Here is an 11,643-nt window from a genome sequence, read left to right as displayed (position 1 = left end):
CGAGATACCGCCGCCCACCTCAGCCCGCCCGATCCGGCCACCTCCAGCCAGCTCCAGTCACCGCCAGCCGGAATCCGCTACTCTCCCTCCGGGTTCGCTACCCCTGTAGCAGTAGCGGATGTCGAGACGGAGTAGCGGATTCGGGGGTGGATGGTGGCTGATGCGGGCGACACGCGGGTCGCGGAGGGCGCACCGGACGCGGCGGGGGCTCCCGGCCCGGGCGTGGCCCCTGCGGCCGTGCTGACGGAGGTCTTCGCACCGTGGGTCGTACTCACGATCGGCTCTGTCCACCTGGGCCGGCAGGTGGGGTCGACCCGGTGGGGCGTGGCGGCGGCGGCCGGGTTGGGTGTGGTGCCGCAGGCGGCCATCGCGTGGCGGGTCCGACGCAAGGCGCTGTCGGATCACCACGTCACCCGTCGGGAGGACCGGCCGCTGGTGATCGCCGGCATCGCCGTGTCGGTGGCGACCCTGTTGGTGGCCCAGCAGCGCCGCGGGGCGCCGGACGAGCTGCGCCGCATGACGCGGGCCGCGCTCGTGGCGTTGGGCGTCGCCGGGTCCGCGACCCTCAAGGTGAAGGTGTCGTTCCACACGGCGGTGCTGAGCGGGGTGATCGCGGTGCTCGCCCGCGAGCTCTCGCCCCGCTACTGGCGACTGCTGGTGCTGGTGCCGCCGGTGGCGTGGGCGCGCGTGCGGATCAGTCACCACACGCCGATCGAGACGGCCGCGGGCGCGGCGATCGGCCTGGCCTGCGGCCACCTCGCCGGCGGCCGGGCCGGGTCACCCGCGTCCGCCGCGGCCGCGCACCAGCCCTGAGATACGCCGCCGCCCCGCGGTGACCCGGTCGGGGTCCCGCGGGGCGGCGTACTCGATGGTCGGGACCGGCCCGTCAGATGCGGTCGACCAGCAGCTTGGCGAACGCGGCCGGGTCGGACAGCGTGCCGCCCTCGGCGAGGACGGCGGCACCGGCGATGAGCCGCGCGGTGTCCTTGAGCTCGGGCGCCGAGGGGTCCTCGGCGTGCCGGGCGCGCAGGCGCTCGACCAGCGGGTGCGTGGGGTTGAGCTCGAGGATCCGCTTGCTGACGGGCAGTTCCATACCCGAGGCGCGGTACATGGCCTCCAGCTGCGGGGTCATGTCGAACTCGTCGCCGACCATGCACGCGGCCGACTCGGTGAGGCGATGCGACAGGCGCACCTGCTTGACCTCGTCGGACAGCTCCTCGCCCAGCCAGGTGAGCAGGTCGGCGTACTCGGCGGCGTCGGGCTCGTCCTTGCCCTCCTCGGCCTCCGCGCCGATGCCGGACAGGTCCACGTCGCCCTTGGCCACGGACCGCAGCCGCTTGCCGTCGACCTCGCCGACCGCGTCCACCCACACCTCGTCCACCGGGTCGGTGAGGATGAGGACCTCGACGCCACGGGCCCGGAACGCCTCCAGGTGCGGGGAGTTCTCCACCGCCGCGCGGGACGTGCCGGTGAGGTAGTAGATCTCCTCCTGCCCGTCCGCCATACGGGAGATGTACTCGGCGATGGTGGTGCCCACCTCGTCGTCGTCCCCGGTCTTCTCGCCCTCGCCCTCCGGCGCCTTCTCCGACGCGGTGGCGGGCCGGGTGGACGCGAAGGTGCTCACGGCGAGCAGCTGCTCGCGGGCGTCGACATCGGAGATCAGGCCCTCCTTGAGGACCGCGCCGAAGTTGGCCCAGAAGCTGCGGAACTCGTCCGGCCGGTCGTTGCGGAGCTGCTCGATGGTCTGCAGCACCCGCTTGACCAGACGCTTGCGGATCGCCCGGATCTGACGGTCCTGCTGCAGGATCTCGCGCGAGACGTTGAGCGACAGGTCCTGGGCGTCGACGATGCCCTTGACGAAGCGGAGGAACGGCGGGACCAGCTCCTCGCAGTCGTCCATGATGAAGACCCGGCGGACGTAGAGCTGCACGCCCCGCTTGGTGTCCGGGGAGAACAGGTCGAACGGCACCTGCGTGGGCAGGAACAGCAGCGCCTGGTACTCGAACGTGCCCTCGGCCTTGAGGGTGATGGTCTCCAGCGGCTCGTCCCACGCGTGCGAGATGTGGCGGTAGAACTCGGCGTACTCCTCGTCGGTGACCTCCGACTTCGGCCGGGTCCACAGCGCCTTCTGCGAGTTCAGGGTGACGGTCTCGGTGATCGTGCCGCCGGCCGGGGCGTCGCCGGACTCCCCGTCGGCCGCGCCCTCCTCCGGCTCCGGCGCCGGGCGCTCGACGTCCATCCGGATGGGCCAGGCGATGAAGTCCGAGTAGGTGCGCACCACGCGGCGCAGCGTGTGTTCCTCGGTGTAGTCCGGCAGGGCCGCGTCCCCGCCGGCGGGCTTGAGCTGCAGGATGACCGACGTGCCCTGCGGGGCGTCCGGGGCCTCCTCGATCGTGTAGGTGTCCTCACCGCTCGACGTCCAGCGCGTACCAACGCTCTCCCCGGCCTTGCGGGTGATGAGCGTGACCGTGTCGGCCACCATGAACGTGGAGTAGAAGCCGATGCCGAACTGGCCGATGAGGTCCGCGGTGGCCTGCTCCGATACCTCGCCCGACTCCTGCGCGGCGCGGGCGGCGGCGAGCGCCTCCCGCATCTGCCCGGTGCCCGACTTGGCGAGCGTGCCGATCAGGTCCACCACCTCGTCGCGGGACATGCCGATGCCGTTGTCCCGGATGGTCAGCGTGCGGGCCGCCGCGTCCGGGACCAACTCGATGTGCAGGTCCGAGGTGTCGACCCCGAGCGAGGAGTCCTGCAGCGCGGCCAGGCGGAGCTTGTCCAGCGCGTCGGAGGAGTTGGAGATGACCTCGCGAAGGAAGGTGTCCGGATTCGAGTAGATCGAGTGGATCATCAGATCCAGCAGCTGCCGGGTCTCGGCCTGGAACTCCCGGGTCTCGGCGGCACCGGAGGTCTGCGGGCTCATGTCGGGTATCGGTCCTTTCTCGTCACGTCGCACGGGGGCGAGAGGCGGGCGCGCTCACCACATACACTCTGTTCTCGCCGTCAGGACCAACCTAGTGTGGAGCTCTGACATTCCCCGAGATGAGGTGCCGCCCGTGACCCCGTCGCCACTGCCCCCGGAGGACCTGGACGTCCTCGACCGGTCGACGAAGGTGTTCGCGCGCGCGCTCGCCTCACCGCTCGACGGCGACTGCGCGGCCTGCCCCGGCTGGTCCCGGCGCGACCTGGCCAACCACGTTCTGGGCGGAGGGCTGCGGTACGCCGCCTACTTCCCGCGGCTGCCGGAGTCGGAGATCGGCTGGACCCGCACCGCCGACCACGCCGGCGACAAGCCGGCCCCCGCCCTGTACCGCACCTCGGCCGGCCTGCGTAAGGAGCTCGCCCGCGCCCGCGACGCCGACGCCCCCGTCCAGCACCGGTTGGCCGAGATCCCCGTCCACGATCTCCTCGCGCTGCGCGTGTTCGAACTGCTCGTCCACGCCCACGATCTCGACCCGGCCTCGTGGGAGTCGGAGGAGACCGAGGAACTCGCGGCGTGGACCCTCGCGCACGGGCGGGACGTGATCGAGCTGATGCGGTCCTTCGACGTGCTCGCCGACGCGGTCCCGGTCCCGATCGGGGCCGATGCGCGCACCCGACTTCTCGCGCTGTCCGGGCGCCGGACCCACCGCGACGCGATTCAACGTGACTCGGACCACACCTCGGTCTAGCGTTATCGCTACCGGGCGGCACCGGCAGGCGGGCGCCCACGACGAGAGGCCGCGGCAGATGTCCATGACCTGCGCCCCGTACATCTCCTTCCCGGGCAACGCCTCGGAGGCGTTCCCGTACTACCACGAGCTCTTCGGCGGGGAGCTCAGCCTGATGACCTACGACCAGTTCCCGTCGACGGACGACTTCCCGTTCGACCCGCCGCCCGGCTCGGTCGCCCACGCGACCCTCGAGGCGCCTGGGATCACCCTCACCGGCGGCGACGCCATGGGGGAGTCCCTGCCGCAGCTGAGGAACGACGTCTACTCGTATCTGCTCGGTTTCGACACCGAGGACGAGGCCCGTGCCTTCCTCGACAAGGTCACCGGCAGCGGGGGTCAGATGGCTATGCCCTTCGAGGTCGCGCCGTGGGGCGACCGGTACGGGCAGGTCCACGACCGGTTCGGCATCCGCTGGGACGTCGTGGTCCCCGGCACCGGCGAGTAACCCGGAGGAAGACACCCGTATCCATCGCCCGTGCTTGTTACGGTGCTCGTATGGAGATCTCTGGAGCAAGTGCCATCGTCACGGGCGGTGCGTCGGGAATCGGCGCCGCCGTCGTCCGTCAACTCGCCGCCAAGGGCGCCAAGGTGGTCGTCGCCGACCTCAACGCCGAGAAGGGCGAGGCCCTGGCGAACGAGGTCGGCGGCACGTTCGTCGCCGTGGACGTGACCAAGACCGAGGACAACGAGAAGGCCGTCGCCGCCGCGCTCGAGCTGGGCCCGCTGCGTTACCTCGTCAACTCCGCCGGCATCGGGTGGGCGCAGCGCACGATCGGTCGCGACGGCGAGTACTCGTCGGCCTTCGACCTCGACTCGTTCCGCAAGGTCATCGACATCAACCTCATCGGCTCGTTCGACATGCTGCGCCTGGCCGCCACCAAGATGAGCACCCAGGAGGCCGACGAGGACGGGCAGCGGGGCGCGATCGTCAACATGGCGTCCGTCGCGGCGTTCGACGGCCAGATCGGCCAGGCCGCGTACTCCGCGTCCAAGGGCGGCATCGTCGGCATGACCCTCCCGGTCGCCCGCGACCTGTCGGCCGCCGGCATCCGCCTCAACACCGTGGCGCCGGGCCTCATCGACACCCCGATCTACGGCGAGGGTCCGGAGTCGGAGGCGTTCAAGGCCAAGCTCGGCGAGAGCGTCCTTCACCCCAAGCGTCTCGGCTCCGGGGACGAGCTGGCGTCCATGGTCATGGAGCTGCTCACCAACCCGTACATGAACGCGGAGACCATCCGCGTCGACGGTGGCATCCGGATGCCACCGAAGTGATCTGACCCGGTCAGCACACGACGAGAGGGGCCCCGCCGGATCGGATCCGGCGGGGCCCCTCTCTGTGTGCCCGGCCTCAGGCCCTGGCGCGGCGCTTCTTCATCCGACCCTCGAGGTACACGGCGAGCTTGGTCAGCGAGTAGTTGATGACGATGAACAGGATGCCCGCCACGATGTACGCGGGGACCGTGTTGGCGTACGCCGAGCCGAGCGTCTTGGACCAGTTGAGCAGCTCGAGGTAGGTGATGCCGTAACCCAGCGCGGAGTCCTTGAGGACGACGACGAGTTGGCCGACAAGGGCCGGGAGCATCGCTGTGAGGGCCTGGGGGAGCTGGATCGACCGCAGCACCTGCCCGGAGGTGAGGCCCACCGACAGTCCCGCCTCGGACTGCCCCTTGGGCAGACCGTGGACGCCCGAACGGACGAGCTCGGCGATGACAGCCCCGTTGTAGAGCGTGAGAGCGGTGACGACGGCGGCGAGCGGCGCGTGCTGGTTGGGCACGAGGTCGGACGTGGCGAAGTACCCGAAGTAGGCGAACACCATCATCAGAAGCACCGGCACGGCGCGGAAGAACTCGACGATCACACTGCAGAACCACCGCAGAGGGGCGAACGGCGAGAGCCGGCCCATGCCGAACAGCAGCCCGAACACCACCGCGAGCACGATCGAGATCCCGGCCGCGGTGAGCGTGCCCTTGAGGCCGGGGATGAGGTACGACGTCCACACCTCTGGGTCGGTGACGAAGGGCTCCCACATGAAGGCCTTGAGCTGGCCGGCCCTCTGGAACTGCAGGTAGATGACGTAGGCGATGCCGATCACGAGGATCGCGCCCACCACCGTGAGGACACGGTGACGCAACCTGGCCTTGGGACCGGGCGCGTCGAACAGGACGGCCTGAGTGCTCATCGCTTCACCGCCAGCTTCCGGGAGAGAGAGGTGGTCCACAGCCCGATCGGGAGGGTGAGGATCACGAAGACCATCGCGAAGAAGAAGAACGTCGGCAGGCTCGCGCCCTCGTTCTCCGTGATCACCTGCAGCAGTCCCGCCGAGTCACCGACGCCGATCACGGCCGCGACGGTGGAGTTCTTGATGAGCGCGATGATGACCGAGCCGAGCGGGGCGATCGCGCCGCGGAACGCCTGCGGGAGGATCACCTCGCGCAGGGACTGTCCGAACCCCAGGCCGATCGAGCGGGCCGCCTCCGCCTGCCCCACCGGCACCGTGTTGACGCCCGAGCGCAGGGCCTCACAGATGTAGGCCGCGTGGTAGACGGCCAGCATGATCGCCGCCCACCAGAACGCGTTGCGCGCGAAGTCGTCGGAGACCGACAGTTGCAGGATGAAGGACAGGCCCAGGATGCTGAAGACCATCAGCAGCGTCAGCGGCAGGTTCCGGAACGTGTTGACGTACGAGGTCCCCAGGCCGCGCAGCACCGCCACCGGGGACACGCGCAGGACGGCCACGAGCGTTCCCAGGATCAGGGCGCCGATGCTGCCCAGGATCGAGAGCTGGATGGTCACCCAGACCGCTCCGAGGACGTCATAGTCGGCGAAGATGTCGCCCATGGTCCACCTTCCGTGATGGGGTGCCGGACCTCCGCGCCCCGGTGGGCGGCGGCGCGGAGGTGGCGGGGCCGGCCGGGTCGGTCGTCGACCCGGCCGGCAGGGATCGATTCAGATCAAGCGCAGGCGTCCGGCTCGGGCGGGTTGCCCTCGCCCGGGGTGAAGCCGGCGGCGCCGAGGTTCTCCTCGACCGCGGTGTCCCAGCTACCGTCCGAGATCATCTCGCGGATGGCCTCGTTGATCTGCTCGCACTTCTCCGTGTCGCCCTTGGCGATGCCGACGCCGTAGCGCTCCTCGGTGAACGGCGCGCCGACCACCTTGAGCTGGCCCTGGTACTGGTCCTGGGAAGCGTAGCCCGCGAGGATCGTGTCGTCCGTGGTCAGGGCGTCGACCGCGTTGGACACCAGCGCGGAGACGCACTCGGAGTAGGTGCCGAACTCCTGAAGGTTGACGCCCGGCACCTGCTCCTTGACGGTCTGCGCCGAGGTCGAGCCGGTGACCGAGCACAGGCGCTTGCCGTCGAGGGAGTCCGGCCCGGTGATCGAGTCGTCGTCGGCGCGGACCAGCAGGTCCTGGCCGGCGATGAAGTACGGTCCGGCGAATCCGACCTTCTCCTTGCGGGAGTCGGTGATGGAGTACGTGGCCACGATCATGTCGACCTGGCCGGTCTCGAGCAGCGTCTCGCGCTGGGCGCTCGGCGCCTGGATCCACTCGATGTCGTCCTCGGCGGTGCCGAGCTTCTCGGCGATGTAGCGGGCGACGTCGACGTCGAAGCCGGTGTACTCGTTGCCCTCCTTGAGGCCGAGGCCCGGCTGGTCGAACTTGATGCCGACCTTGAGCTGGTTCCCGCCGTCGCCGCCGTCATCGCTGCCGCACGCGCTCAGCCCGAGCGCCAGGGAGACTGCCGCCGCGGCCGCTCCGATCCGTCGGATGTTCATGAGTACTCCTTGTGGGGTGGGGTGGATGGGTCCTGAACGGGTCCGCGGACGGGCCCTTCTAGTTGGAGAGGATCTTGGACAGGAAGTCCTTGGCCCGGGCGCTCTGCGGATTGGTGAAGAACTCCTCGGGTGTGGCCTGCTCGACCAGCTCGCCGTCCGCCATGAAGATCACGCGGTCGGCGGCCTTGCGCGCGAAGCCCATCTCGTGGGTCACCACGACCATCGTCATGCCGGTCTTGGCCAGGCCGGTCATCACGTCGAGGACCTCGTTGATCATCTCGGGGTCGAGGGCGGAGGTCGGCTCGTCGAAGAGCATGACCTTGGGGTCCATGGCCAGCGACCGGGCGATCGCCACGCGCTGCTGCTGGCCACCCGACAGCTGCGCCGGGTACTTGGCCGCCTGCTGCTCGACCCCGACGCGGGTGAGCAGCTCCATGGCCCGCTTCTCCGCCTCCGCCTTGCTCTGCTTACGGACCTTGATCGGCCCCAGGGTGACGTTCTCCAAGATCGTCTTGTGGGCGAAAAGATTGAAGGACTGGAAGACCATCCCCACGTCCGCGCGCAGCTTGGCGAGCGCCTTACCCTCCTCGGGCAGCGGCTTGCCGTCGATCGTGATGGAGCCGGACTCGAAGGTCTCGAGCCGGTTGATGGTGCGGCACAGCGTCGACTTACCGGAGCCGGACGGCCCGATCACCACGACGACCTCCCCCTGCTCGATGGACAGGTTGATGTCCTTGAGCGCGTGGAAGTCACCGAAGTGCTTATTGACGCCTGAGATCTCGACGAGAGCCATGTGAGGAACTATAGGGCTCCGAAAGGCCTCACCGCCCCAAGACCGCGGACGTGTCCGCTACGCGAACCGCGAACCGGTCGACATGGCGTGCAGCGGTGCGTACCGTCGTTACATGGCGATATCAGATGTCCGGGAATACGCCCATCTCACCGCCGACGACGTAGAAGCCATCGGCGAGGAACTCGAGGCGATCCGCCAGGACGTCGTGGACTCCCTCGGCGACCGCGACCGCCGATACGTGCAGAACACGATCAGACTGCAGCGCGGCCTCGTGGCCGGCGGCCGAGTCGTCCTGCTCTTCTCCGGGTACCGGCCCGCGTGGGCGCTCGGCACCGGGTTGCTCGCCGCCGGGAAGATCATCGAGAACATGGAGCTCGGGCACAACGTGATGCACGGGCAGTGGGACTGGATGAACGACCCGGTCATCCACTCCAGCTCCTGGGAGTGGGACATCGTCGGCACGTCCGAGCACTGGAAGGCCACGCACAACTACCACCACCACAAGTACACCAACATCGTCGGCATGGACGACGACGTCGGGTACGGCGTGGTGCGGGTGACGCGCGACCAGCCGTGGCACCCGGCCAACTCGCTCAACCTGGTCTGGAACACGATGCTCGCGTTCGCGTTCCAGTGGGGCGTGGGCGTCCAGCACCTCGAGATCGCACCGGGGACCATCAACTCCTCGGGGTGGGACGAGCAGAAGAAGCGGATCGGGCAGTTCCTGCGGAAGGCCCGCCGCCAGGTGGGCAAGGACTACGTGTGGTTCCCGCTGCTGTCGGGCCCCAACTGGAAGACCACCATGACCGCGAACATGACCGCCAACGTCATCCGCAACCTGTGGTCGAACGCCGTGATCTTCTGCGGTCACTTCCCGGACGGGGCCGACAAGTTCACCCTGGAGGACCTGGAGAACGAGACCCAGGCGCAGTGGTACCTGCGCCAGATGCTGGGCTCGGCCAACTTCACCGGCAGCAAGCTCATGCACTTCATGTCCGGCAACCTGTCGTTCCAGATCGAGCACCACCTGTTCCCCACGATCCCGTCCAACCGGTACGCCGAGGTCTCCGAGAAGGTGCAGGACGTCTGCCGCCGCTGGGATCTGCCGTACACCACCGGCCCGCTGTACAAGCAGTACTGGCAGTCGTGGCGCACCATCGCCAAGCTGTCGCTGCCGAACCGGTTCCTCAAGGCCACGGCCGACGACGCGCCGGAGACGCGGTCGGAGAAGATGTTCGCCGGCGAGCCGAGGACGTACGAGACCCGCGACGGTCGGCGTGCGGGCCTGGTCACCGCACTCAAACACCACACCAACCCGCGGCAGCTGCAGCGCATCACCCGGACGGTCTGACGTGGCGGGAGACGACGTGGCATCCGGAGACGACAACCGCACGCCGAGCGTCGACGAGACGCACCGGCGGCCCGAGGGCGCGACCGACGCCGAGGTCGAGGCGGCCGGCACCGTGAGCGAGGCACTGGAGTACATCGAGCGGGCCCGCGGTCGGCTGTACGACCTGCACCAGCTCATCGGGCGAGCGGACATCCTCCTCCAGGAGGCCGCCGACAATCTCGACGAGATCGGTCGCACGGAACTCGCCGAACGGATCCGTTCCGAGGTCGTGGGGGTCAACGTCCTCCACGGCCGGTGGACGTTCCAGATGGTGGAGGAGTTCGACGACGGCTTCTGGTCCACCGCGCGCGAGGTCGACCGCGCGGTGCGCGAGGAGCTCACCGGCGGCCGCCGACACGTCCACGAGGCGGAGATGAAAGAGGCCAACAGGACGAAGGGCCGCCCCGGACACGAGGCGACCCCTGGGGATCAGAACTAGGATCCGCACGATCGATCGAGCGGATCACCGGGTCAGCCGGTGCGGTGCCGGCCGGCGATCCGGTGGCGGTCCGCCTCGGTGAGGCCGCCCCACACGCCGTACAACTCCTTGGTCTCGAGGGCGAAGCTCCTGCAGGTGTCGAAGACGGGGCAGCCAGCGCATATGGCCTTGGCCTGATCCTCCTTCTTCCGGCGCGCGCCCTTCGACTCCTCCTCGAGGCTGTAGAACAGGTCCTCGTGGCCGATGCACGCCGCACCGTCGCGCCACGACCAGAACGCCGCCGTGGGTTCGAGGTTCTTGTATCTGGGCATGTGGCCTCCGTTCCCGCCGTTCCGAAGTGCCCGTGTTAGGCCCTGAAAGCTCGGTCGGCAGCGCTCTGCACCCATCCTGTCAGTGATCCGCCTCGCCGTGCGCGGAGTGAACTCACATACCGAGAGGTATATGTTCCTGTCAAGGGGTTACGCAGCGCTTTTGCAGCAGAATCCACTACAGGTGAGAAGTTGTCCACGCCTCACATTCCGGCCGTGCGGGCGGCAGCGGTCACCGTCGAGACGCGGTCCTCGTCGTCGTCGACCGGATGACCTCCGCGGCGCGCGACGCCGCGCCGTCCACCCCCCACCACTTCCGGATGCCCCCGGCTTCGCCGTCCAGAGCGCGGTCCACCTGCTCGCGCACCGCGTGCGCGACCGCCGTGGGCCCGTCTCCGTACCTCATCACCGACGTGCCGGGGAGCCCGGCCAGCGCCTCGGCGGTGGCGTCGTACTCGCCGTGATCATGCTTTCCCGGGACCACCACGAGCGGGACGTCCGCGCAGGCGGCGTCGGCGACGGACGTCTGGCCCGCCCCGGTGACCACCACATCCGCGGAGCACAGCTCGGACCACGGGTCGTCGTGCCACAGCCCGTCCGGCCCACCCAGCTCCGTCCATTCCGCGACGCCCAGCTCGCCGGCGGTCGTGCGGACCGCGCGCCAGAACCGGTGGTCCCAGACTTCGGTGGATCCGTTGAGGTGGACCACGCGGGGGCGACGGCGCCGATCGCGCGGCTCGGGCTCGCGACGCTCGAAGCGGGAGATCCCGCCGATCTCGTACACCGCACGTCCCGCCTGCGCGACGGCCTCGCGGTGCGCACCGGGTGGCCACGCCGCGATGAGTTTCTCGGCGGCGCGGCAGCGGAGCCGGTGCGGCTCGTCGTCACGCAGTCCGGGCGGCAGGGTGCTCACCATCGGGACGCCGGCGATGCGCGCCGCCAGCGACATCCCCGGTGACGAGTCGACCCAGAACGCCCGCGGCCTGGCGCGGTCGATCCACGCCACCGCGCTCCGGCGGGCGGCGACCGCGAGGCTCTCGGCCGCGACCCCGTCGACGGGCAGGTGCACCACCTCGACCCCGGGCGGGCGGAGGGCGTGGTCGAACGGCCCGGTCACGAGCAGCGTGACCTCCTCGCCCCGTTCCCTCAGAGCCGCGACGACCGGCAGCACCCGGTGCAGATGCCCGCGCCCACTGTTGTGAACGTAGACGCCGATCATCATCGAAACGT

At 69.5% G+C, this 11,643-nt stretch carries 13 protein-coding genes; 6 read left to right on the top strand and 7 right to left on the bottom strand.

Annotation, left to right across the window (positions count from 1 at the left end):
- Positions 1–150: 150 nt before the first annotated feature.
- Positions 151–813, top strand: coding sequence for a hypothetical protein (locus tag KHA85_RS11945; RefSeq protein ID WP_213185948.1), 663 nt, complete (start codon positions 151–153; stop codon positions 811–813).
- Positions 814–886: 73 nt separating this feature from the next.
- Here KHA85_RS11945 and htpG read toward each other — a convergent pair whose 3' ends face one another.
- A complete protein-coding gene (htpG, locus tag KHA85_RS11940; protein ID WP_213185947.1) occupies positions 887–2,920 on the bottom strand; it encodes a molecular chaperone HtpG in 2,034 nt (677 codons plus the stop codon).
- Positions 2,921–3,053: 133 nt separating this feature from the next.
- On the opposite strand from htpG, the gene KHA85_RS11935 reads away from it, so the two are divergent.
- The 3 genes from KHA85_RS11935 to KHA85_RS11925 are packed head-to-tail and all read left to right on the top strand — an operon-like array spanning position 3,054 to position 4,982.
- Entirely contained in the window at positions 3,054–3,668 is a 615-nt protein-coding gene (locus KHA85_RS11935; RefSeq protein WP_213185946.1) for a maleylpyruvate isomerase N-terminal domain-containing protein, read from the top strand.
- 58 nt (positions 3,669–3,726) lie between these two features.
- Complete coding sequence (locus KHA85_RS11930) at positions 3,727–4,155, top strand: VOC family protein (protein WP_213185945.1); 429 nt, start codon at positions 3,727–3,729, stop codon at positions 4,153–4,155.
- Between the two features lie 50 nt (positions 4,156–4,205).
- Positions 4,206–4,982, top strand: a complete 777-nt coding sequence (locus KHA85_RS11925; protein WP_182643210.1) for an SDR family NAD(P)-dependent oxidoreductase — start codon at positions 4,206–4,208, stop codon at positions 4,980–4,982.
- A gap of 76 nt (positions 4,983–5,058) precedes the next feature.
- Here KHA85_RS11925 and KHA85_RS11920 read toward each other — a convergent pair whose 3' ends face one another.
- The 4 genes from KHA85_RS11920 to KHA85_RS11905 form a co-directional block, all read right to left on the bottom strand.
- Positions 5,059–5,889 carry an amino acid ABC transporter permease gene (locus KHA85_RS11920; protein WP_213185944.1) on the bottom strand — a complete coding sequence of 277 codons (831 nt, stop codon included), beginning with the start codon at positions 5,887–5,889 and terminating at the stop codon, positions 5,059–5,061.
- Positions 5,886–6,548, bottom strand: coding sequence for an amino acid ABC transporter permease (locus KHA85_RS11915; protein WP_007631535.1), 663 nt, complete (start codon positions 6,546–6,548; stop codon positions 5,886–5,888). Before KHA85_RS11915 ends, KHA85_RS11920 begins: the two co-directional genes overlap by 4 nt.
- A 113-nt stretch (positions 6,549–6,661) precedes the next feature.
- Positions 6,662–7,483, bottom strand: coding sequence for a glutamate ABC transporter substrate-binding protein (locus KHA85_RS11910; protein ID WP_061229278.1), 822 nt, complete (start codon positions 7,481–7,483; stop codon positions 6,662–6,664).
- Between the two features lie 58 nt (positions 7,484–7,541).
- A complete protein-coding gene (locus KHA85_RS11905; RefSeq protein WP_182642041.1) occupies positions 7,542–8,276 on the bottom strand; it encodes an amino acid ABC transporter ATP-binding protein in 735 nt (244 codons plus the stop codon).
- A gap of 112 nt (positions 8,277–8,388) precedes the next feature.
- Between KHA85_RS11905 and KHA85_RS11900 the strand changes: the two genes are divergently transcribed.
- Positions 8,389–9,627 carry a fatty acid desaturase family protein gene (locus KHA85_RS11900; protein ID WP_213185943.1) on the top strand — a complete coding sequence of 413 codons (1,239 nt, stop codon included), beginning with the start codon at positions 8,389–8,391 and terminating at the stop codon, positions 9,625–9,627.
- Positions 9,628–9,643: 16 nt separating this feature from the next.
- Positions 9,644–10,105 carry a hypothetical protein gene (locus KHA85_RS11895; RefSeq protein ID WP_308936942.1) on the top strand — a complete coding sequence of 154 codons (462 nt, stop codon included), beginning with the start codon at positions 9,644–9,646 and terminating at the stop codon, positions 10,103–10,105.
- Positions 10,106–10,137: 32 nt separating this feature from the next.
- On the opposite strand, the gene KHA85_RS11890 is transcribed toward KHA85_RS11895, so the two are convergent.
- Positions 10,138–10,416: a WhiB family transcriptional regulator gene (locus KHA85_RS11890; RefSeq protein ID WP_213185941.1), complete on the bottom strand. Its 279-nt coding sequence runs from the start codon at positions 10,414–10,416 to the stop codon at positions 10,138–10,140.
- Between the two features lie 229 nt (positions 10,417–10,645).
- Positions 10,646–11,635 carry a glycosyltransferase gene (locus KHA85_RS11885; protein ID WP_236885589.1) on the bottom strand — a complete coding sequence of 330 codons (990 nt, stop codon included), beginning with the start codon at positions 11,633–11,635 and terminating at the stop codon, positions 10,646–10,648.
- Positions 11,636–11,643: the final 8 nt, after the last annotated feature.

It is taken from the genome of Dietzia massiliensis, from assembly GCF_018390595.1.
In the GTDB taxonomy this organism is placed as follows: Bacteria; Actinomycetota; Actinomycetes; order Mycobacteriales; family Mycobacteriaceae; genus Dietzia; species Dietzia massiliensis.
Note: the sequence above shows the minus strand (reverse complement) of the source record. Positions and strands in the feature narration are given on the sequence as shown.

Bases quoted from the DNA above. Each gene is read 5' to 3' on its own strand.
- KHA85_RS11910 (WP_061229278.1), bottom strand. From the start codon at position 7,483: ATGAACATCCGACGGATCGGAGCGGCCGCGGCGGCAGTCTCCCTGGCG.
- KHA85_RS11930 (WP_213185945.1), top strand. From the start codon at position 3,727: ATGTCCATGACCTGCGCCCCGTACATCTCCTTCCCGGGCAACGCCTCG.
- KHA85_RS11915 (WP_007631535.1), bottom strand. From the start codon at position 6,548: ATGGGCGACATCTTCGCCGACTATGACGTCCTCGGAGCGGTCTGGGTG.
- KHA85_RS11885 (WP_236885589.1), bottom strand. From the start codon at position 11,635: ATGATGATCGGCGTCTACGTTCACAACAGTGGGCGCGGGCATCTGCAC.
- htpG (WP_213185947.1), bottom strand. From the start codon at position 2,920: ATGAGCCCGCAGACCTCCGGTGCCGCCGAGACCCGGGAGTTCCAGGCC.
- KHA85_RS11925 (WP_182643210.1), top strand. From the start codon at position 4,206: ATGGAGATCTCTGGAGCAAGTGCCATCGTCACGGGCGGTGCGTCGGGA.
- KHA85_RS11905 (WP_182642041.1), bottom strand. From the start codon at position 8,276: ATGGCTCTCGTCGAGATCTCAGGCGTCAATAAGCACTTCGGTGACTTC.
- KHA85_RS11920 (WP_213185944.1), bottom strand. From the start codon at position 5,889: ATGAGCACTCAGGCCGTCCTGTTCGACGCGCCCGGTCCCAAGGCCAGG.
- KHA85_RS11890 (WP_213185941.1), bottom strand. From the start codon at position 10,416: ATGCCCAGATACAAGAACCTCGAACCCACGGCGGCGTTCTGGTCGTGG.
- KHA85_RS11945 (WP_213185948.1), top strand. From the start codon at position 151: ATGGTGGCTGATGCGGGCGACACGCGGGTCGCGGAGGGCGCACCGGAC.
- KHA85_RS11900 (WP_213185943.1), top strand. From the start codon at position 8,389: ATGGCGATATCAGATGTCCGGGAATACGCCCATCTCACCGCCGACGAC.